General features: G+C 64.8%; 18 protein-coding genes. 17 read left to right on the top strand and 1 reads right to left on the bottom strand.

The genetic code is table 11. The annotated features are described in order from the left end of the window. Positions 1-39: 39 nt before the first annotated feature. The 14 genes from AC1DB0_RS27470 to AC1DB0_RS27405 all read left to right on the top strand — a co-directional run bounded on the left by AC1DB0_RS27470 (position 40) and on the right by AC1DB0_RS27405 (position 15,052). Complete coding sequence (locus tag AC1DB0_RS27470) at positions 40-957, top strand: ABC transporter permease (protein WP_054426818.1); 918 nt, start codon at positions 40-42, stop codon at positions 955-957. Next, positions 954-1,826 (top strand): ABC transporter permease, encoded by an 873-nt coding sequence (locus AC1DB0_RS27465; RefSeq protein ID WP_175168704.1) that lies wholly within the window; start codon positions 954-956, stop codon positions 1,824-1,826. The genes AC1DB0_RS27470 and AC1DB0_RS27465 overlap by 4 nt, the downstream gene beginning before the upstream one ends. 4 nt (positions 1,827-1,830) lie before the next feature. Continuing rightward, a complete protein-coding gene (locus AC1DB0_RS27460; RefSeq protein ID WP_476758318.1) occupies positions 1,831-2,841 on the top strand; it encodes an ABC transporter ATP-binding protein in 1,011 nt (336 codons plus the stop codon). Then, positions 2,838-3,647 carry an ATP-binding cassette domain-containing protein gene (locus tag AC1DB0_RS27455; protein WP_476758319.1) on the top strand — a complete coding sequence of 270 codons (810 nt, stop codon included), beginning with the start codon at positions 2,838-2,840 and terminating at the stop codon, positions 3,645-3,647. The genes AC1DB0_RS27460 and AC1DB0_RS27455 overlap by 4 nt, the downstream gene beginning before the upstream one ends. After that, positions 3,644-4,792 (top strand): lactonase family protein, encoded by a 1,149-nt coding sequence (locus tag AC1DB0_RS27450; protein WP_476758320.1) that lies wholly within the window; start codon positions 3,644-3,646, stop codon positions 4,790-4,792. Before AC1DB0_RS27455 ends, AC1DB0_RS27450 begins: the two co-directional genes overlap by 4 nt. 118 nt (positions 4,793-4,910) lie before the next feature. After that, entirely contained in the window at positions 4,911-5,852 is a 942-nt protein-coding gene (locus AC1DB0_RS27445) for a TRAP transporter substrate-binding protein (RefSeq protein ID WP_425286119.1), read from the top strand. Continuing rightward, a complete protein-coding gene (locus AC1DB0_RS27440; protein ID WP_427216593.1) occupies positions 5,852-6,331 on the top strand; it encodes a TRAP transporter small permease in 480 nt (159 codons plus the stop codon). Before AC1DB0_RS27445 ends, AC1DB0_RS27440 begins: the two co-directional genes overlap by 1 nt. Before the next feature lie 4 nt (positions 6,332-6,335). Next, a complete protein-coding gene (locus AC1DB0_RS27435; protein ID WP_054426825.1) occupies positions 6,336-7,619 on the top strand; it encodes a TRAP transporter large permease in 1,284 nt (427 codons plus the stop codon). Next, positions 7,616-8,545: an HpcH/HpaI aldolase/citrate lyase family protein gene (locus AC1DB0_RS27430; RefSeq protein ID WP_175168700.1), complete on the top strand. Its 930-nt coding sequence runs from the start codon at positions 7,616-7,618 to the stop codon at positions 8,543-8,545. Before AC1DB0_RS27435 ends, AC1DB0_RS27430 begins: the two co-directional genes overlap by 4 nt. Further along, entirely contained in the window at positions 8,542-10,263 is a 1,722-nt protein-coding gene (locus tag AC1DB0_RS27425) for a thiamine pyrophosphate-binding protein (protein ID WP_342065549.1), read from the top strand. Before AC1DB0_RS27430 ends, AC1DB0_RS27425 begins: the two co-directional genes overlap by 4 nt. 14 nt (positions 10,264-10,277) lie before the next feature. After that, positions 10,278-11,528, top strand: a complete 1,251-nt coding sequence (locus AC1DB0_RS27420) for a Zn-dependent hydrolase (protein WP_476758321.1) — start codon at positions 10,278-10,280, stop codon at positions 11,526-11,528. After that, on the top strand, positions 11,525-13,024 hold the full coding sequence (locus AC1DB0_RS27415; RefSeq protein WP_476758322.1) for an aldehyde dehydrogenase: 1,500 nt from the start codon (positions 11,525-11,527) through the stop codon (positions 13,022-13,024). Before AC1DB0_RS27420 ends, AC1DB0_RS27415 begins: the two co-directional genes overlap by 4 nt. 242 nt (positions 13,025-13,266) lie before the next feature. Next, positions 13,267-14,283, top strand: a complete 1,017-nt coding sequence (locus tag AC1DB0_RS27410) for a Bug family tripartite tricarboxylate transporter substrate binding protein (protein ID WP_476758323.1) — start codon at positions 13,267-13,269, stop codon at positions 14,281-14,283. 16 nt (positions 14,284-14,299) lie between these two features. Next, positions 14,300-15,052, top strand: a complete 753-nt coding sequence (locus tag AC1DB0_RS27405; protein ID WP_054426831.1) for a class II aldolase/adducin family protein — start codon at positions 14,300-14,302, stop codon at positions 15,050-15,052. Positions 15,053-15,142: 90 nt separating this feature from the next. Here the strand turns inward: AC1DB0_RS27405 and AC1DB0_RS27400 are convergent, their stop codons facing one another. Further along, positions 15,143-16,846, bottom strand: coding sequence for a thiamine pyrophosphate-dependent enzyme (locus AC1DB0_RS27400; protein ID WP_476758324.1), 1,704 nt, complete (start codon positions 16,844-16,846; stop codon positions 15,143-15,145). A gap of 138 nt (positions 16,847-16,984) precedes the next feature. Between AC1DB0_RS27400 and AC1DB0_RS27395 the strand changes: the two genes are divergently transcribed. The 3 genes from AC1DB0_RS27395 (at position 16,985) to AC1DB0_RS27385 (ending at position 21,962) form a co-directional block, all read left to right on the top strand. After that, positions 16,985-17,929, top strand: a complete 945-nt coding sequence (locus tag AC1DB0_RS27395; protein ID WP_054426833.1) for a LysR family transcriptional regulator — start codon at positions 16,985-16,987, stop codon at positions 17,927-17,929. 252 nt (positions 17,930-18,181) lie between these two features. Continuing rightward, entirely contained in the window at positions 18,182-19,114 is a 933-nt protein-coding gene (locus AC1DB0_RS27390) for a hypothetical protein (protein WP_476758325.1), read from the top strand. Positions 19,115-19,124: 10 nt separating this feature from the next. Beyond that, positions 19,125-21,962 (top strand): toxin VasX, encoded by a 2,838-nt coding sequence (locus AC1DB0_RS27385; protein WP_476758326.1) that lies wholly within the window; start codon positions 19,125-19,127, stop codon positions 21,960-21,962. Positions 21,963-22,176 lie beyond the last annotated feature (214 nt).

Below are 22,176 nucleotides of genomic sequence, written 5' to 3'. Positions count from 1 at the left end.
GGACGGCGCGCGCCGGTGCCCGCCGACAAAGGTTGACCCATGATGACATTCCTGTTTCGCCGATTGCTGGTCGCCGCCTTGCTGGTGGTGTTCGTGTCGCTGATCAGCTTTTCGCTGGTGTTCGCATCCGGCAACCCGGCCGCGCGCCTGGCCGGTGAAGGCAGCGCGGCAGACGCCGCCCGGCTGTCGCAGCAGCACGGCTTTGACGACCCGATCCTGGTGCAGTACGGCCGCTGGCTGACGGGCGTGGTCCGTGGCGACTTTGGCGACAGCCTGTACTTCAGCCGCCCCGTGGCCGAATTGCTGGGCCAGCATTTCCCCGCCACCGCCAAGCTGGGTCTGGCGGCCATGGCCTTTGCGTTGCTGCTGGCCATTCCGCTGGGCGTGCTGGCGGGCTTGCGCAAAGGCTCGCTGATTGATCGCGCCACCATGCTGTTATCCGCTTGCGCACAAGCCATGCCGCCGTTCTGTCTGGCGTTTCTCTTGATCATCGTGTTCAGCGTGAACCACCAGTGGCTGCCCGCCTCGGGCTTTGACACGTGGAAGCACTACGTGATGCCGGTCGTCGCCTTGGGGCTGTTCGCCATGCCGGCGATGCTGCGCCTGATGAAATCCGAAATGGAAACCGTGCTGGCCACCGACTACATCCGCACCGCCCGCGCCATGGGCCTGGGCGGCGCCAGCGTGGTGCTGAAGTACGCGCTGCGCAACGCGTTGCGGCCGCTGGTGTCGCTGGCGGCGGCGCAGATGGGCACCTTGCTGGCTGGCTCCGTCGTCATCGAAACCGTGTTCGCCATCAATGGCGCCGGGCTGCTGGCCTGGACGTCCATCCTGCGCGGCGACTTCCCCACGATGCAGGCGCTGATCCTGATCTTTGCGCTGATCTACATCGTCCTCACCCTGGTTGCCGACCTGATCAACGGTTGGCTGGACCCCCGTGTGCGAGCCGCCTCATGAGCACCGCTATCGCTTCTTCCCCCTCTTCTGCCGCTCCGCGCGGCGACCGCCTGGCGCGCGCCGGCCGCCGCTTGGGGTTCATCGTGCTGGCCCTGCTGGTGCTGGCCGGCCTGATCGGCCCTTACCTGATTGCGCACGACCCGTACTCGCAAGACCTGCTCGCGCGATTGCAGGAACCCGTATGGGCCGAAGGCGGCGACTGGAACCACATTCTTGGCACCGACCAACTGGGCCGCGACGTGCTGGCGCGCGCGCTGTACGGCGTGCGTGTGTCGGCGCTGATCGGCCTGTCCGTCGCGCTGATGGGCGGATTGATTGGCACCACGTTGGGCGTCATCGCCGGCTACTTCGGCGGCGCGGTCGACCGCGTCGTGTCGTTCTTGATCACCGCGCGTCTGGCGCTGCCGATCATCCTGGTGGCGCTGGCCGTGGTGTCGGTGGTGGGCGCATCGCTGACGGTAGTCGTGCTGGTGCTGGGCCTGCTGCTGTGGGAACGCTACGCGCTCGTCGCGCGCACCATGGCGGCCAGCCTGCGCAACGCCGAATTCGTCACGGCGTCGCGGCTGCAAGGCTGCACGCATCTGCAAATCATCTGGCGCGACATCTTGCCGAATCTGGTGGGTAACCTGCTCATCATCGGCACGGTGGATGCCGCCATGGCCATCACGCTGGAAGCCTCGCTGTCATTCCTGGGCCTGGGCGTGCCCGCGCCGATGCCATCGCTGGGCCTGATGATTGCCGAGGGCAAGGAAAACATGCTGTTCCAGCCGTCGCTGGTCGTCATCCCCAGCATCGTGTTGTTCGTGCTGGTGCTGTGCGTGAACCGGGCGGGCGAAACGCTGCGCGCCATCCAGATGAAAAAGGGTTGACGCCATGACCGCCACCACCACCGCTATCACCCATCCCCTGTTGCGCGTTGAAAACCTGCACATCGACATCCACACCCCCACGCACACCAAGCATGTGGTGCGCGCGGTGGACTTCAGCCTGGAACGCGGCAAGACGCTGTGCATCGTGGGCGAATCGGGCTGCGGGAAGTCGCTGACGGCGCTGGCGCTGCTTGACCTGCTGCCCGCCTCCGCGCGCCGCCGCATGACGCGGCTAGAGTTCGCCGGGCAGGATCTGACCGCGCTGACCCCGCGCCAACTGGCCGAGCTGCGCGGCGCGCGTATCGCGATGATCTTCCAGGACCCGATGACGTCCTTGAACCCCGTGTTTCAGATTGGCACGCAGCTGATCGACGTGATGCGCCGCCACAAGCGTGTGAGCCGTCGTGCCGCCGCCGAGCGCGCCGAATACCTGCTGCGCCGCGTTGGCATCACGAACCCTGCCGAACGCATGCGCCAGTATCCGTTCGAATTGTCGGGCGGCCTGCGCCAGCGCGTAATGATTGCCATGGCGCTGATGTGCGGCCCCGAACTGCTGATTGCCGACGAACCCACCACCGCACTGGACGTCACCGTGCAGGCCGAACTGCTGGACCTGCTGCGCGACATCCAGGCGGAGTTCGGGCTGGGCATGGTGTTCATCTCGCACGACATGGGGCTGGTGGCGCGCATTGCCGACCACGTCATCGTCATGTACGCGGGCGACATCGTCGAAGGCGGCAGCGTGGCCGAGGTGCTGGCGCACCCCCGTCACCCGTACACCGCCATGCTGCTGAACTGCATTCCCCAACCCGGCCGCACTGCGCCGCGCACCGACCTGCCCACCATCGCCGGGGCCGTGCCGTCGCTGGACACCGCCATCCGCGGCTGCGCGTTCCGCGAACGCTGCCCGGTGGCCGAAGCCCGCTGCGCGCAGCCGTTCCCGGCGCGCGTGCAGGGCGAACACCGCTGCCTGTGCGTGAAACCCGGCGCGCTGCGCCTTGGAGCCCCGGCATGAACGCCCCCACCCTGTCCGCCAGCATCCGGCTGAACGCGCTGTCCTTTCAATACGGCCGCGCCAGCTTGTTCTCGCGCCGCCCTGCCCCGCGCATCCTGCACGATATCGACCTGCATGTGCCTGCGGGCCAGACCATCGGGCTGGTCGGCGAATCCGGCAGCGGCAAATCCACCATCGCCAAGCTGATGCTCGGGCTGCTGGCGCCCACGCAGGGCGAAGCGTTGCTGGACGGCCAGCCGCTTGCGGCCATGCCTGCGCGCGCCCGCGCCCGCCGCATCCAGATGGTGTTCCAGGACCCGTACTCGTCGCTGAACCCGCGCCGCACCATCAACGAAATCCTGACCGCGCCGCTGCGCGTGCATGGCATGGGCAACGCCCCGTCGCAAGCCGCGGCCGTGCGCCGCATGATGGACGCCGTGGGTCTGGTGCCTGCCTTCGCCACCCGCTATCCGCGCGAACTGTCTGGCGGGCAACGCCAGCGCGTGGCGATTGCGCGCGCGCTGATGCTGGAACCACAACTGCTGATCTGCGACGAACCGACCTCTGCGCTGGACGTGTCCGTGCAGGCGCAAATCCTGAACCTGCTGATGGAACTGCAACGCGATCGCGGCCTGGGCTATCTGTTCATCAGCCACAACCTGGCGGTGGTGCAGCACATTGCCGATGACATCGTGGTGCTGCAAGGAGGCCGCATCGTCGAGCGCGGCACGGCGAATCAGGTCTATTTTTCGCCTGTCCATCCGTATACGCGGCAACTGATCGGCGCCACGCTGGCCGTGCCGCAAGCGCAGGAGCTGGCTGCATGACGACCGTCACGACAAAGACAGCCGCGCCGCACTTCCTGCTGGTTGGCAACGACGAAAAAGTCACCTGGGACGACGGCCACATCCACTTTCTGCCGCCCGGCCACGACACGCTCAGCCTGTTCGACGCCGCCGCCAACCCGGCCGCACCCGACTTGGTCGCGACGATCCCCCTGCCCAACTCGCTGTTCGGCCCGCCCGTGAATCTGGCGGTGACGCCGGACCAGCGTCTGGCGCTCGTCGCCGATTCCATGGCGTGGCCCGCGCGCGCTGACGGCACAGGCTGGCAGCCCACGCCCGGCCGTGACCTGTACGTGGTGGACCTGACCGCGACGCCGCCCGCCATTGTGCAGACGCTGCAAGTGGGCTTGCAGCCGTCGGGCCTGTCGATCAACCGCGCAGGCACGCTGGCGCTGGTGGCGAACAAGGCGGGCAAGTCGGTGTCGGTGTTGACGATCCACCATGGCCGCGTTGAGGTCTGCGGTGACGTTGACCTGGGCACGGCGGTGGTCGCCGTGTCGTTCGCGGCGGATGGCCGCCGCGCCTTTGCCGTCAAGACGGATACGCATCGGCTCGCCGTGCTGCACATCGATGAAAGCGGCCCCACGCCGCGCGTCACGCACGACCCCGCCGAAGACCTGACGACCGGCCTGGTGCCCTTCAACCTGGTGGTGTCGCCCGACGGCGCACTGGCGCTGGTGGTGGACATGGGCAGCCCGACGGCGTCCGACGGCCACGCGGATTCGATCAGCGTGGTGGATCTTCTGGCGACGCCGCCGCGCGTGATCGACCGCGTGATGGTGGAAGACGGCCCCGAGGGCATCGCCATCAGCCCCGACGGCCGCCACGCCGCGGTCGCCATCGTGCAGGGCTCGAACAACCCGTCCTCCGAATGGTTCCATCACCCCCATGGCCAGATCGTGCTGCTGCGCATCGACGGCAAGCGCGTCACGCGCGCGGGCGCCATCGGCGTTGGCGCCTTGCCCGAAGGCATCGCGTTCAGCCCCGACAGCCGCTATCTGTACGTGGGCAATTTCCTGGACGCCACCCTGCAGGTGCTGGCCGTGGGAGACAACGGCCTGACCGATACCGGCACGCGCATCCCGCTACCCGGCCACCCCGCATCCATGCGGGCGCAATCCTACTGAGCGGGGCCGCACCCCGCCAATGACCGCTATTCCACCTTCCCCTTTTTGCATCTGGAGTTACCTCATGATCCAAGCCCCCAAAACCTTCCGCGCCCTGATCGGCGGCGCGTTTGTTGCCATGGCCGGCCTTGCACCGCTGTCGGCCCATGCCCTGGACATCAAGCTGGGCCACGTGCTGGCGCCCAGCCATAGCTGGAACAAGGCCGCCGAAGGCTTCGCCGCCGAAGTCAAAGAAAAAACCGCTGGCCGCGTCAACTTCGTGCTGTTCCCCAGCGGCCAGCTGGGCAATGAAAAAACCATGCTGGAAGGCTTGCAGATTGGCAGCCAGGGCGCGGCCATCATCGGCTCGGGCTCGTTGCAGCCCATCGAACCCAAGTTCGGCGTGGTGGAACTGCCGTACACGTGGTCGTCGTCCGCACAGGCCTACAAGGCCTATGACGGCGAGCTGGGCGAGGCGCTGGCCAAACTGGCCGACAAAAAAAACCTGACCATCATTTCGTGGTGGGAAAACGGTTTCCGCCACGTGACCAACAACCGCGGCGCGGTTGCCAAGCCCGCCGACCTGACCGGACTGAAGACCCGCGTCACGCCGGACAAGATGCGTCTGGACACCTTCACCGCGCTGGGCGCCAACCCGGCACCGCTGGCCTTTGGCGAGCTGTACTCCGCGCTGCAACAGAAGGTGTTCGACGCGCAAGAGAACCCGCTGTCCATCATCTACACGTCGTCGTTCTTTGAAGTGCAGAAGTATCTGTCGCTTACCGGCCACGTCTGGGGCCCGGCCAACCTGATCATCTCCAAGCCGGTCTGGAACCGCATTTCGGCCGATGACAAGAAGGTGGTGCAAGCCGCCGCCGACAAGTGGCGCGACGCCCAGCGCAAGATGATCACCGATGGCGACCAGCAATTCGTGGCGCAGCTGAAAGAGAAAGGCATGCAGGTCAACGAGGTCGACAAGACCGCCTTCGCCGCCGCCGTGCAGCCGGTGTGGAAGACCTATTCGGTCACCTACGGCCCCGAGCTGATGGCGATTGTGCAGAAGTACCGCGAGGCCCAGTAATGCTCAACCGACTGTCCGCCATTCTGTCGGGCATCAGCAAGGCCTTCGCCGCCGTGGCGGTGGCCTTGCTGGCGATCCTGATTTCTTACGTGGTGTTCGCCCGCTTCGTCACGCACACCACGCCGCATTGGGCCGAGGAATTGCCGCGGCTGGTGCTGGTGTGGTCGGCCTTCATCGGCGGCGTGGCGTGCAGCCATGACCGCTCTCACCTCATGGCCGGCCTCTTGCCCTTCTTCGTGCGCAGCCCGCGCGTGCTGAACGCGGTGGAACGCGTGAACCAGGCGTTGATCATCGTCGGTCTTGCGGCCTTGGGTTATGCCGGCTGGCAACTGGCCGACCTGACCATGGACCAGACGCTGCCCGCGCTGGACGTGTCTGCCGGCACGGTCTATCTGGCGCTGCCGTTTGCGTGCGCGATCACCATCGTCGTGCATGTGGCGCAGCTGTTCTCACCCGCCCCCGCCGTGGCAAAGGATTAACAAGATGTCTTCGGGTGCTCTCTTTCTGATGGGCGTGTTCACGATCACGGTGCTGATCGACATGCCTATCGCCTTTGGCCTGGTGCTGTCGTGCCTGGCGTATCTGGCGGTCTATGACTCCGCGCCAATGATGGTGGCGGCGCAGCAGTACGTGGTGGGGCTGGACAGCTTCACGCTGCTGGCGATTCCGCTGTTCATCCTGGCCGCGCAATTGATGAACGGCGCGGGCCTGACCCAGCGCATCGTGCGCCTGTGCGCCGCCATTGTGGGCGACATCAAGGGCGGCCTGGCCGTGGTGGCCGTGCTGGCCTGCCTGATGTTCGGCGCGTTGTCGGGCTCGGGCGTGGCGGATGTGGTCGCCATCGGCAGCCTGCTGCTGCCCGCCATGGCCCGCAGCGGTTACGACAAGGGCTTTTCGTGCGCGCTGGTGGGCAGCGCGGGCGCCACGTCCACCATCATTCCGCCCAGCATCGTGCTGATCGTGTACGGCACCATCACCGACACGTCGGTTGGCAAGCTGTTCGTGGCCGGCATCATTCCCGGCATTTTGCTGGGCCTGTCGCTGATTGGCGTGGCCATCTGGCAGTCGCGCAAGCACAACTGGGCAGGCGGCCAGCCGTTCTCGTGGGGCGAACTGCGCGCCGCCGCCATCGACGCGCTGCCCGCGCTGATGGTGCCCGTGCTGATCATCGGCGGCATCCGCTTTGGCATCTTCACCGCCACCGAAGCGGCCTCCAGCGCCATCGTCTACGCCTTGCTGATCGGCTTCTTCTGGTATCGCACGCTAAGCCTGAAATCGCTGTGGGACAACCTGAAGTCCACCGGCGAAAGCAGCGCGTCCATCCTGCTGATCATCGGCGCATCGGGCCTGTTCGCCTGGGTGCTGGTGGCCGAACAGGTGCCGCAGGCGCTGTCCACCTTGCTCGTCGAGTGGACCGACAGCAAAACGGCCGTGCTGCTGGTGCTGACGGTGGTGTTGCTGCTGCTGGGCACGTTCATGGAAGCCATTCCCGTCATCATCATCGTGGCGCCCGTCGTGATGCCGGTGCTGGCACACTACAACATCGACCCGGTGCATTTCGGCATTCTGCTGTCCATCAACATGGCCATTGGCGCCAACACGCCGCCGGTCGGGGTGGACTTGATGGCCGCTTGCAAGATTGGCGGCATCAACATGATGCAGACGCTGCGCCCGCTGTCGTGGATGATGCTGGCCATGACCGCCGTGATGTTGCTGCTGACCTTTGTTCCTGAACTGGTGCTGTTCCTGCCGAGGCATGTGCAATGACCCACACTTCAACGTTTCGCCGTCCCCCCGCGCTGCGGCGCAGCTGGATGTTCGTGCCGGGCATGGACGCGGCTGCGCAGGCCGCGGGCCTGGCCAGCGGCACGGACGCGCTGGTGGCCGACCTGGAAGAGTTCACCGCGCCCGTCGAACGGCCGGCCGCCCGCCCGCGCATCGCCGCGCTGTTCGCCACCTGCCGTGCGCAGGGCGTGGTGGCGGCTGTGCGCATCAACAAGCTGGAAGACGATGGCCTGGCTGACCTGCGCGGCGTGATGCCCGGCGCGCCGGATGCGGTATTTCTGCCGCACGCCGAAAGCGCCGCGCAGATCGTGGCGCTGGACGCGGCCATCAGCGCGCTCGAATCCGAACTCGGGTTGCCCGCCGGCAGCACCGAAATCGTGCCCACGCTGGAATCGGCGCTGGGGCTGGTGCGCGCCTATGACATCCTGACCGCCAGCCCGCGCGTGTCCGCCTGCCTGCTGGCCGCCGAAGACCTGACGGCCAGCCTGGGTGCCGAGCGCGGCAAGGACGGCATTGAACTGCACGCCGTGCGCGCCCGCTTCCTGGTGGACTGCACCGCCGCCGGCTGCGTGCCCATCGACTGCCCGTTCAACTACCGCGACCTGCCCGCGCTGGAAACCGACCTGCGCTGGGCGCGCCGCCTGGGCCTGAAGTCCAAATGCGCCACGGTGGCCGAGCAGGTGCCGCTGATTCACGCGGTATTCACGCCGTCCGCCGACGACGTGGACGCGGCACGCGACCGCGTGGCCCGCTTCGAGGCCCAGCGCGCCGGCCGCCACGACGCCGAACGCATCGATCCCCCCACTTACAACACCGCGCGCCGCTTGCTGGCGCGCCACGACCAATTCGAACGATGGGCCGCCGAGCGCCGCGCGCAGGCCGTCCCGCAACAAGGAGACTCCGCATGACGTCAGCCGCAATTCCCGAACGCAATGGCGGTCAGATCCTGATGCAGCAATTGCGCATCCATGGCGCGCGCCGCGTGTTCATGATTCCCGGTGAAAGCTATCTGCCCTGCATCGATGCGTTAAACGAGCACACCGACGCCATCGAGCCCATCGTTTGCCGTCAGGAAAGCGGCGCGGCCTATATGGCCGAGGCCTATGGCAAGCTGACGGGCGAGCCCGGCATCTGCTTCGTCACGCGTGGCCCCGGCGCCACCAACGCCAGCATCGGCGTGCACACCGCGTACCAGGATTCCACGCCGATGATCCTGTTCGTGGGCCAGGTCGGCAACGACTTCATGGAGCGCGAAGCCTTCCAGGAAATCGATTACCGCCGCATGTTCGGCCAGATGGCCAAGTGGGTGGCGCAGATCGACCGCACCGACCGCATCCCCGAATTCATTTCGCGCGCCTTTGCTGTCGCCACCAGCGGCCGGCCCGGCCCGGTGGTGCTGGCGCTGCCGGAAGACACGCTGTGGGGCACCGCCCGCGTGGCGGACCTGCCGCGTTACCCGCGCGTGCACAGCCACCCCGGCGCGGCCGACCTTGCGCGCATGACGCAGTTGCTGAACGCCGCCGAACGCCCCTTCCTGCTGCTGGGCGGCAATGGCTGGCATCAAACCGCCATCGACCAGATCGCCGGCTTCGCCGAACGCTTCGAGCTGCCGGTTGGCACCGCCTGGCGCCGGCTGGAATGTTTCGACCAGCGCCATCCCAACGCCGCGGGCCACGTCGGCTGGGCCATGACGCCCGCCTTGCGCCAGCGCCTGCGTGACGCCGACCTCGTCCTGGCCGTGGGCACGCGCCTGGGCGAAGCCACGACCGAAGGCTATACCGTCATTGAAAGCCCGCTGCCGCGCCAAAAGCTGATTCACGTCTACCCGGACGCCGCCGAACTGGGCCGCGTGTTCTCGCCCACGCAGGCCATCGTGGCCGACGTGGCCAGCTTCGCCGCCAGCGTGGCTGACCTGGCGCCCGGCCACGCCACGCCCCGTGCCGAGGCCGTACGCGCCGCCCATCAGGAACTGGCCGACAGCTTGACGCCGCTGCCCTCGCCCGGCCCCATGAGCCTGGACGCAGCCGCCGCCTATGTCGACGCGCACGTGCCTGCGGACGCCTGCATCACCGTGGGTGCGGGCAACTACGCGCTGTACCCGCACCGCTACCGCCGCTACACCGGCCCCGGCACGAGCCTGACGCCCACGGTGGGTTCGATGGGCTACGGCCTGCCCGCCGCCATTTCCGCCAAGCTGGAAGACCGCGCGCGCACGGTGGTCTGCTACGCGGGCGACGGCTGCTTCCAGATGAACATGCAGGAGCTCGGCGTGGCGTTGCAGTACAAGCTGGGTGTCGTGGTGCTGGTGTTCAACAACGGCATCTGGGGCACGATCCGCGCGCACCAGGAACGCGAATTCCCCGCACGCACCATCGCGCTGGGTTTTGAGAACCCCGACTTCACGCAGATCATTCGCGGCTACGGCGGCTATGGCGAAGCCGTGGAAAGCACCGACGCGTTCGGCCCCGCCTTTGAACGCGCGCTGGCGTATGCCAATGAAAACAGCCTGCCCGCGCTGCTGGAAATCCGCTACGACGCCAACGGCATCGCGCCGGGCGAAACCCTGATGGGCATTCGCGAAGCCGCGCAGGCGCGCATCGCCCGCAATGACAAACCCGGCCACTGACAGGACCCCACGCCATGACAACGACGATTTCAATCAACGGACAGCGGCTGTGGCAGTCGCTGATGGATCTGGCGCAAATCGGCGCCACCCCCAAGGGCGGCAACTGCCGGTTGGCGCTGACCGCGCTGGACGGCCAGGGCCGCGATCTGGTCACCGGCTGGATGCGCGATGCCGGCATGACGCTGCGGGTGGATCAGGTGGGCAACATCTTCGCCCGCCGCGCCGGCCGCAACAATGACCTGCCGCCCATCATGACCGGCAGCCATATCGACACCCAGCCCACCGGCGGAAAGTTCGACGGCTGCTACGGCGTGCTGGCGGGCCTGGAAGTCATGCGCAGCCTGAACGACCACGGCGTCGTCACCGAGGCGCCGCTGGAAGTGGCCATCTGGACGAACGAGGAAGGCTCGCGCTTTCTGCCCGTGATGATGGGCTCCGGCGTGTTCGCCGGCAAATTCCCGCTGGAAGTGGCGCTGAACGCGCGCGACCACGACGGCAAATCGGTGGCCGACGAGCTGGCCGCCATCGGCTATGCCGGCGCGGATCCGGTCGGCGGCCGCCCGGTAGGCGCGTACTTCGAAGCCCACATCGAGCAAGGCCCCATTCTGGAGCACGAAGAAAAAGTGGTCGGCGTGGTGACGGGTTCCTTGGGGGTGCGCTGGTACGACGTGGTGGTCACCGGCATGGAAATGCATGCCGGCCCCACGCCGATGCCCATCCGCCGCGACGCGCTGTACGCCACCACCTTCCTGCTGCAATCGGTGATTGGCATCGCCAACGACAACCAGCCGCACGGCCGCGGCACGGTGGGCGAAATCCACGCCCACCCCGGCTCACGCAACGTCATCCCGGGCCAAGTGCGTTTTACCGTGGACCTGCGCCACGAAGACGAAGCCACGCTGACGCAGATGGACGCGCGCTGGCTGGCGGCCTGCACCGATGTGGCCGAACGTCACGGCGTCACCGTGGACGTAAAGCAAGTGCAGTACTTCCCGCCCACGCCGTTTGACACGGACCTGGTCGGCAAGGTGCGCGACGGCGCCACCCGCCGGGGTCTGGCCGCAATGGACATCGTGACGGGCGCCGGCCACGATGCCGTCTACATGGCCAGCGTCACGCCCACCGCCATGATCTTCGTGCCGTGCAAAGACGGCGTGAGCCACAACGAAATCGAAGACGCCAAACCGGCGGACCTGGAAGCTGGCTGCAACGTGCTGCTGGACGCCATGGTCGCGCGCGCCAACCACTTGGGAGCCCCCGCATGAGCCAACACGATTCCGCCTATTGGCACGCCCGTGCCGCCGCCCTGGCCTTCAACGGCCAGGCCTATATCGACGGCGCTTATTGCCACGCGGCCGATGGCGCAACCTTCCCGGCGTCCAGCCCCATCGACGGCCGCAAGCTCGCCGACGTGGCGGCGTGCGGGCAGGCCGATGTGAACCGCGCCGTGGCCGCCGCCCGCCGCGCGTTTGAAGCCGGCGTCTGGAGCCAGCTGGCCCCGCGCGAACGCAAGGTGCGGCTGCTGCGTCTGGCCGCCCTGATCGACCAGCACACCGAGGAATTGGCGCTGCTGGAAACGCTGGACATGGGCAAGCCCATCCGCGACGCGCTGGCCTTTGACGTGCCAGAAACCGCCCGCTGCTACGCCTGGTACGCCGAAGCCATCGACAAGATCTACGACGAGATCGCGCCGACCGGCCCCGACGCGCTGGCCACGATCACCCGCGAACCGTTGGGCGTGGTGGCCGCCGTGGTGCCGTGGAACTACCCGCTGATGATGGCGGCCTGGAAAGTGGCGCCTGCGCTGGCCGCGGGCAACAGCGTCATCTTGAAGCCCGCCGAACAAGCGTCGCTGTCCGCCATCCGTCTGGCCGCGCTGGCCACCGAAGCGGGCATTCCCGCCGGTGTCTTCAACGTGGTGCCGGGCTTGGGCGCGGTGGCCGGGCAAGCGCTGGGCCTGCATCCGGACGTGGACTGCGTGGCCTTCACCGGGTCCACCGCCACGGGCAAGCGCTTCATGACGTATTCCGGCGAATCGAATCTGAAGCGCGTCTGGCTGGAATGCGGCGGCAAGTCGCCCCACATCGTGTTCGACGATTGCCCCGACCTGGACCGCGCCGCCCAAGCCGCAGCGCTTGCCATCTTCTCGAACCAGGGCGAAGTCTGCATCGCCGGCTCGCGCCTGTACGTGCAGGACGGCATCTACGACGCGTTCATGGACAAGGTCGCGACCTTTGCCGCCACGCTGCAACCCGGCGACCCGCTGGACCCGGCCACCGCCATGGGCGCGATGGTTGACGAACGCCAGATGCAAGGCGTGCTGGCTCGCATCGCGGCGGGCCAGGCCGACGGCGCCACATTGCGCCTGGGCGGCAAGCAGGCCCGCAGCGCCACGGGCGGCTATTACATCGAGCCCACCATCTTCGACTGCGCCAGCCAAGACTCCGCGCTGGTGCGCGAAGAAATCTTCGGCCCGGTCCTGGCGGCGCAACGCTTCACCACCGAAGACGAAGCCATCGAACTGGCCAATGATTCGGTCTACGGCCTGGGCGCAGGGCTATGGACGGCCAACCTGTCGCGCGCGCATCGCTTGTCGCGCCGGCTGCGCGCGGGGCTGGTCTGGGTCAACTGCTATGCCGATGGCGACATCACCGTGCCGTTTGGCGGCGTGAAGCAGTCGGGCTCCGGCCGCGACAAGTCGCTGCATGCGCTGGACAAGTACTCGGACTTGAAGACGACCTGGATCAGTCTGACAGTCTGACGGTGTGATGCGACGCCACAAGGCGGACCTTGAACGTTCAAGGTCCGCCTTGCCATTTCGCGTGATCTGCTTGGCCGTTCAGGCCATTGAAGCCCGCCCGCCCATGTGCCACCGTAAGCGGCATCGGGGCGGTTAGCAGCACTACGAGCACCACCAAGAGAGAACCACTAAAAGGAGCCCGCCCCGATGCGGGCCGGCGCCAGCGCTGTCCCGCCATCAGAACAATGATCGGAGACAACACGATGCGCAATCCCTTACTGGCGCTGCTGCTGGCCGCGCCGCTTGCGGTGGCCTTGGCGAGCGCTGTGCAAGCGCAAACCGCAGCCCCAGCGCAACCGCAGGCCCAGGACTCGGCCTACCCCACCAAGCCCGTCACCATCCTGGTGGGCTTTCCGCCCGGCACCGCAACCGACACCGTCGCCCGCATGCTGGCCGAACGCTTGGCCCAACGCATGGGCCAACAGTTCATCGTTGAAAACAAGCCGGGCGCAGGCGGGTCCATCGCGGCGGGCCTGGGCGCGCGCGCCAAGCCCGACGGCTACACGCTGATGATCGGCGCGTCCGCCCCGCAAGCCATCAACCCCCACGTCTACCGCAACTTGAACTACGACGCGCGCACGGACTTTGCGCCCATCGGGCTGATCACGTGGCTGCCGTACCTGTTTGTCGTCAACCCCGACAACCCCGCCCACAACCTGAAGCAATTCCTGGCCGCCGCCAAGGCCAAGCCCGATCAGCTGACCTACGCCACCACGGGCATCGGCACCACCAGCCATCTGGTGACGTCGGTGTTGCTGTCCAAGGCGGGCGCCACGATGGTGCACGTGCCGTACAAGGGCAGCAGCCAGGCGCAGACTGACATTGTGGGCGGCCGCACCACCGCCACCTTCGATACGATGGTGTCGTCGCTGGCGATGGTGAAGTCGGGGCGCCTGAAGGCGCTGGCCGTTAGCACGCCGGAGCGCGTCGCCATGCTGCCCGACGTGCCGACCGTGGCCGAACAGGGCTACCCAGGCTTTGATATGGGCGCCTGGCTGGGCTTGATTGCCCCGGCCGGCATCCCGCCCGCCATCCAGACCCGGCTGTCGCGCGAGATGAATACCGTGCTGGCCGACGCCGCGGTCCGCGACAAGCTTGCCGACCTGGGTGCGCAAGTGCGCACCACGGCCACGCCCGCCGACTTCGGCGTCATGATGAAAAACGAATATGAATCGTGGGGCAATGTGGTCCGCGAATTCAATGTCAAAGCCACCGACTGAACAGGAAACGGCAACGATGCATGCATCCTCCGACATGAGCCCGCAAGAATGGGACACCCGCGTCCAATTGGCCGCCTGCTACCGATTGGTGTCGCACTTTGGCATGAGCGACCTGATCTACAACCACATCACCGCGCGCATCCCCGATACGGATGATCACCTGCTGATCAATCCCTACGGCATGATGTACGACGAAATCACGGCCTCCAATCTGGTCAAGATCGACCTTGCGGGAAACCTATTGGGTGAGTCGCCCACCGGCTACGGCATTAACGCGGCGGGCTATGTGATTCATAGCGCGGTGCACGGTGCGCGCCACGACGTGGGCTGCGTCATCCACACGCATACGCGCGCGGGCATGGCCGTGTCGGCGCTTAAGTGCGGCCTGCTGCCGCTGACGCAAACCGCCATGCGCTTCGCCAAGATTCCGTATCACGACTACGAAAGTGTGGCTATCGACCTGGACGAACGCAGCCGCCTGGTGGCGGACCTGGGCGCGTCCGAAGCGATGATCCTGCGCAACCACGGCCTGCTGGCCGTGGGGCCGACCATTGCACAGGCGTTCAACACGCTGTACTGGCTGGAGATGGCGTGCAAGGCGCAAGTCGATGCACTAAGCGCCAACCGCGAACTGTGCCTGCCGCCGCCGGAAGTGATTGAAAAGACGTGGCATCTATACCAGCCCACCACACGCCGTCCCTTCGGTGAACTGGAATGGCCGGCGATGCTGCGGCTGATGGATCGCAAGGACCCGGGGTACAAGCTGTAATGCGGTGAGGCGGTGCTGCGGTTGAGCGGTGCTGCACCAAGGCCGCAACGTGGTGGCGGTGTTTCGATAAAAGCCTGCAATGCCGCGGACTTACGCCGGGTCCGTGCGCGGCGCCAAGTCCACGCCCGCGTCATGGCTCACGCCCTTGGGCAGAATCGCCGCCAAGCTGGTCCGCACTTCCACAAAGTACGGGCCGGCAGCCGCCAACCCGCGCGCGATGGCCGCGCTGACTTGATCGCTCTGCGTCACGGTTTCGCTTGCCATGCCAAACGCGCGCGCCATCATTGCGAAGTCCGGGCTGGACAGGTTCGTGCCCACATAGCGGCCCGGGTACGTGCGCGCCTGATGCAGCCGGATCGACCCATAGCAATTGTTGTTCGACACGATGAACAAAATGGGCAGCCCACGCTCGGCGGCGGCCGCCATCTCGTTACCGGTCATCATGAAGCCGCCATCGCCCACCAGGCACACCACCTTGCGGTCGGGGTGCCGCAGCTGCGTGGCGATAGCGGCGGGCGTGCCGTAGCCCATCGCCCCCGACTGCGACGCCATGAGCCGTTGCGGATACACGAACGGAAAATGGCGGTACACCGGCGCGGCAAAGGTGCCGGCATCCAGGCAGATCGCCACGTCATTGGGCGCCTGCTCCGTCAACGCGCGCACCACCTGCACAAACGGCACGCCGTCTTCCACCTGCGGATTCGGCCAGGCGGCCGTGCGCTGCTGAATGCTGCGCAACGATGCCGCCCAATCGTCACGGGCGTGGCCGTGTTCGCGCGCCGTCGCGGGCAACTGCGCCAGCGCGTGCGCCGTGGCCACCGGGTCCGCCACCAGCCCGACATCGGCGGCAAAGTGCTGGTTCACGATGTGCGGATCGTCGTAACAATGCACCAACGCCTGCGACGGTTTCGGATAGCCGGGAAACGCATATCCCTGCGTTGTGATGTCGCCCAGCCGCGTGCCCAACGCCAGAATCAGGTCGCTGGAATTGAAGGCATCGATTTGCGCGGTGGACGTAGCCAAGTCCAGATCCCCCGCGTACAAGGCGTGCGTATTCGGAAAGACGTCATGCTGGCGAAACGACACCACCACCGGAATCGTGTGCCGTTCGGCCAGCCGGCGCAGCGCATCGCGCCCGTCCGGGCGATTGAACGCGCCGCCCGCAATGATCAGCGGCCGTCGCGCTTGCGCCAGCAGCGCCTGCACGCGCGCCAAGGTCACGGGCGCCGGTTGGGCGGGGCTGTCAGGCGCGGCCACCCAGCCCGGCTGCGGCACCGCCGCCTGCTGCACGTCTTCCGGCACCACCATCACCACCGGCCCCGGCGTGCCAGACGTGGCCACGCGTATCGCCTTGAACGCCGCCGCCGCCAGTTCCTCTGGCGTGGAAACCTCCACCACCCACTTGGCCATCGACCCAAACATCTTCTGGTAGTCGATCTCCTGGAAGGCCTCTTTGCGCACGTCCTTCTTTGGCACCTGGCCGATCAACAGAATCATCGGCACCGCGTCCTGCTGCGCGGCATGCACGCCAATGGATGCGTTCGTTGCCCCCGGCCCGCGCGACACCATGACCACGCCGGGCCGCCCCGTCAGCCGCGCATCGGCGCCCGCCATGAACGCGGCGCCACTTTCATGGCGGCACGTCACCACATCCATCTGCGGAAAGTCGTACAACGCATCCAGCACGCCCAGATAGCTTTCACCTGGCACCAGGAAAACGCGGTCGACGCCGTTGGCGGAAAACACCTTCAGCAAGGCGTGGGCGGACGTGTTCGATTCGGCGGAAACAGTCATGGAGGGATCAGAAAATAAGGGTTGGCTCCCGGAAATTCTAGATTGGCAACCCGGGGCCAACTAGGCATACTCTGGCAATCAGATATACAAGAAACGCACACGAGAGACAGCGGCGCCCTCGCCCGCCACGGACCCGGGATGGACTTACGCAAGATCGAAAACCTGATCCACGTTGCCGATCAGGGCAGCTTTTCCAAGGCGGCCTCGGTGCTGGGCATTGCCCAATCGGCGCTGGGCCGGCAGGTCAGAAAGCTCGAAGACGAATGCGGCTGCGCGCTGCTCTACCGCAATGGGCGCGGCGTGTCGCTCACGCCCGATGGCGAAAAACTGCTTGAGCGTTTGCGCCCCCTGCTGCGGCAGATGGACCACGTTGTCACCGAATTCCACAACGACCAGAAGTCGCCATCAGGCCAGGTCACGCTGGGCCTCACGCCCACGTTGTCGCACATGGTCGGCGCGCGGCTGGTGGCGGAAGTGTGGAAGCAGCACCCCCGTATCCAGCTCAACATCATCACGGGCTACAGCGGCTACGTGCTTGAATGGCTGACCAATGCCCGTGTCGACATCGCCGTGCTGCACGACGCGCGGCGCTCGCAACACATCGCGGTCGACCCGCTGGCCGAGCTGGACCTGGCGCTGGTGTCACCCCCGCAAAACCTGTCGCCCGCCGCGCGCGCGATGCGCTCCATCCGTTTCGATCAACTGCGTGACCTGCCGCTGGTGCTGCCCACCCGCAACCACGGCCTGCGCCGCACTCTGGAACACGCGGCCACGCAAGCAGACATGCCGCTGAACATCGCATTTGAAATGGACGCGCTAGAGCTGATGAAAGACCTCGTCGCAACCGGCATGGCCCACACCGTGCTGGGCCTGCCCGCCGTCGCCCGCGAAGTCGCAGCCGGCACGCTCGTCATCCGCCGCATCACCCACCCTGGCCTGTCCACCCGCCTGATGCTCGCCACGGCGGCCAGCCGGCCGACGACGCAGGCGGTGAAGATCGTGCAGGGTATGTTGCGGGACGTGCTGGGGGAAATGACAGCGGCGGAGCCGTATTGCGGGGGGATGCGGATGGTGGGCAAGTAAGTCCACCAACCGCGCTCCGCACGGTAAGAATCGGACGTTTGATATCTATCTCACACACTTATCAGACTGTTCTCATTTACCAGCTCTGGCAGTTGCTTCTAAAAGTGGTCATCGCCACTTTCCGCCAGGGACGACCGCCAAGGTCCGTCCTCCCCAGAAGCACGCCATGTCTTCACTATCTGACGTCCTGTCCCTCACCATCCAGCGGATACTCGACGCTACGTTCAACGCTCCAAGCCATTCGACAGCGGCATGATGGACACCGCGTCCGATCACCCCAGTTGGTCGCGTCAAGTGGTGAATGCACTGCCCGACATGTACTGGGCCGCGCTGCCACAAGGTGCACGCCCTTGGCTTTGGCTAAGCGGAGCACACAGCGAAACGCTTGAACAAGACCTGCTGAAGATAACCAAGCGTTTTGACTATCGTTGGGTGTGGCGCGACACCCCCTGGGAATACGGTTCTCCAGACTATCGTGAGGGACCGTTGTTGGTGCCCCTTGACGAACCGCTCTTCACCTTCGCGCTCGATCACTGGCTTCACCAGCACGCGGGATTAATCCTGCTAGGCCCCGATCATGAAGCCAGCCTCATCGCTCATCTTCAGCACTTGCACCAGCTGACGGGAGCTGATGGTTTTCCGGTCGGTTTCAGCCTCAGTGCCGCGCGCCCCCTCGAAGAACTCTGTGAAGGGTTGCCAGCGGAGCAACTATCAAAGCTGTTCGGCCCCATTCAGCGCTTTATCTGGTACGCAGGTGAGACGCCGTCGGGCGAGTGGCTGTTTGCCGATGCCCCGGTATCCGCTCTGACTTCGTGGATAACGGAAGGCCCCATCGCTTTGACCGCGAACGATGAGGCTGCGCTTGGCCAAGCCAGCCTCGCGTGGTTCATGCGCGACTGTGCACGCGACTTTCGTCAACGCTTCCCGGCGTACGGCCGTCCGGAAAATGAATCCGTGCTCTGGCGGCATCTACACCTGTTCGCCCGTGAGGCTACCGATCAACTGGGGCTAGCCACAGAACGCGACGTTCGCCACTACATGGAACTGCGCTTTCGATATTCACAGGAGAGCTTTACCAAGGATGGGGCGTTGCGCGACATCTTGGTCAACCGACAGGTAAAGGGGAAACAGCGGTTGACTGAGGCCGAAGCGCGGCTGGCGGCTCTAGCCCCCAACATGCCTTGAGGGAAGATGCATGACCACGACTTACAAAATCGCACTAGGCCCGGATCGTCCCAATGAGAAACAACTGGGTAACGCTATCTCGCCACCACCGTGTCAGACGTGCATTCCTGTCTACCCATTGCGCTACGGCGTCGCGGATAAGGCCCTGGATAAAGGCGTATTCCCCACACTGGGTACTGAGGGCTACCCCGCGCTTACCTCGGCCTCAGGCAAGGCCTACGGCCTGCGTGTGCTGCGTCCAGGCACCTACGTCTACCTCTGCTATTTCGAAAACGACCGCATGTGGACGCAGCACTATCAAGTGACCGAGGACGTACGATTTGCTCGTATCTGGTGGAGCCGTCCCGATGAAACCGACGCGACCCCGGGTCGGCAGGCTCGCCCCGACACCGTGGGCGCCCAGTCCTTCCTGCTAGCCCCAGACAGCAAGACCGCAGAGAGCATCTACCTGATGGTAAGTGATACGTTGCTCACGCATCGCACGCTTTGGGATATCGAAACAAACAAGGACGGGCTGCGGGATACGCTGGCCGTCAAGATCAAGCCTGCGGGGGGTGCTGAGCAGAAGCACGCCTTCAATGCCGCGTTGCTTGGCAATGCCACCCCTGAGCTGGTTCCACCCGCGGTGCACGGCACTCCCATGCACTATGGCTGGAGCGAGATTCGGTTCTCAGCGGTAATTCCAAACCACAACAACATCTTGGGCAATATGTACATCGAACTACGCCCACGTTTGGATATCACGCCTTTGGCGGTTGCGCTGCAAGATCCCATCGGAATGGCAAGTGAGCTGCACTATCTCGTCACAGAGGCGGTAGCGAGGAAGACCAAGTATGCCGGGCAAAATGCGCACAAGTTGCAGAGCGGGATGCTCATTGCCAACTATTTTGAGGCCATGAAGAAGCAGGCTGCCAGCTCCCCCGATTTGGCCAAGGCCCTGGCCAAGCAAAGAAATCTTGTTAACTATGCCGGCGCGACGTTGTTTCCCGATACCTACTCCAAGAAGATCAAGGAGTTTGAGAAAACCATCGCCACGGCGGTGAACGATTCCATCGCCTGGGTGCAGCTCATCGGCCCAGAGAAGCTGTTGGGCAAAGCACTGAGTTGCTTTGATCTTGGCGTGATCCACAACGCACGCGACTATGAGAATGCCGTCTTCCAGTGCGTGGGCGGCTTGGTTCATACGAAGGACGGAGCGCAAGTCCTAGGCGACTTGATCGCCAAGCCCGCAGACAAGAGCCCCTATTGGCTCGCACTTGCCAATGGCAGCGAAATCCTGCTGGCCCGGTTGAAGTCCAGTGCCGGTTATATCGCCAAGAACCTGTTCGACGTCATGGACAAGTTTTTGGAAGAGCATGTCATCACTCCCGCCACCAATGCGCTGATTGGATTGCTGCAGGTGTTACCGCAGGCAAAGCAAGCGGACGTACTGGTACGGCGTCTGCGACACGTGATGGAGATCCGAGCCAACGCAACCATCGTTGTATACGACATAAGTTTGGTGGATTTGCAGCGCGCCGCCTATGAATTCCAAGGCTATCAAACGCTAGGTTCCGAGCGCTCGCAGGGCTGGAAAATTCCGTCTCCGAAAGTCAATCAGACTGACGTGCTTACTCGTGTTTTGGTGTACGACTGGGTCAAGGTTGGTGAGACATCTTATCGCGAGCTTGATGGGGCAGCGGCTGATCGGGCTGCGTTACCTGCGCCTCGGGCTATACACATGGAAGGTAATCTTTTTATCAATATGCTGAACCGGCTGCGAGGGCCTGGCGGGCATTTTTTTACTGGGCTGGGGGGCTTTCTGGCGTTGAAAGGAATGGCCGCAGCAACGAAGCAGGCGCGCTTGCATCCATCCAAAGCTGAAAACATTTTCAGCTTGTTGGGTGCCAGTAGTGCGCTTGTTGGTGCTGCTATCGAATTGAATGCGATGGCCACAGTTATCAAAGCTGAATCACGCGGTAGCACCGCCATAGCGAATAATGCAAAGGTCCTTGCAGCTAAACGAGGCGTAGCATTCTTCGGTGCCGGGGGGGCTGGTATCGCTGCCGCTGCAGACGCTATCAGAGCCGCAAACGCTTTCGGCGAAAGTAATCCGGAACAAGGTGGAATGTTGATAGGCTCCGCCATCGCTGGTGGCGTTCTGGCATTGGCAGCATGGGCAGGAGGAACGGCTACCGCCGCAACCATTTCTGGGGGAGGGGCAGCCGTTGCGGTGCTTGGGCTCACTCCGTTTGGCTGGGCAGTTGTTGCAGGTGTCGCCGTCGTACTTGTCATTGGATTCGCGTTCGGCGCTGATATGGCCAAACACGGCCCAGTCGAAACATGGCTCAAACACAGTGCTTGGGGAGTGGACAGTCGTCATTACACCAATCGCGAGGAATTGGATGCCGTCCATAGTTTGTACTATCGCCCACGACTGACGCCTGAATGGGAAAAGTCTTTTGGATATCCGGTGGGCGCCCTGCGCATCAGCTGTCAGTTGCCCGGCACCACCGACATACCTGGAGAGAGATTTCAAACCAAGCTGGCCTTTACTCTTCGTGGTAACAGACTTGCGCAGGTGAATGGGCCTATTGCGTATGCCCCAGGCACCAACCCCATAGACTATCACCGTGAATGCTTGGTCACTCCGTTAGGCGGCACCGGCAGAGAATGTGGCTGGGTGATTCAAATGCATGAGGATACGGAAGTCGCATTGGAGTATCTGTATTTTCCAGATCCGGACCAACAACCTGGATTGGCATTGCTTCAACCCGACGCGCCGACGCCGTTGGTGTTCACATCAAGTGGATGGTTCACGGATCCGATTGATTCAGCCAAACTTGAACCTGTCGGGGGACCAGAATAATGTCGGAGATCAAACATCTACCTAGCAGCCTGCGCTTTGGTGGAACGCGACTCTACAGAGATCAGCCGACCGGGGAATCGCCTCAACCCGATGGCGTAAGACGGGTGAGCGAACAGTGTGTAGAACTCGACACTTTCGCTAATTTCACTCAGCGTGGAGTGGCTGGTTACATAGGCGCATCGTTCGTTGTGGCTGTTGCCACTATGCTGCTGCT

This window comes from Achromobacter sp. 10T422 (genome assembly GCF_056394065.1).
The sequence above is the reverse complement of the archived record's forward strand: the minus strand, read 5'-3'. Positions and strand labels throughout refer to the sequence as shown.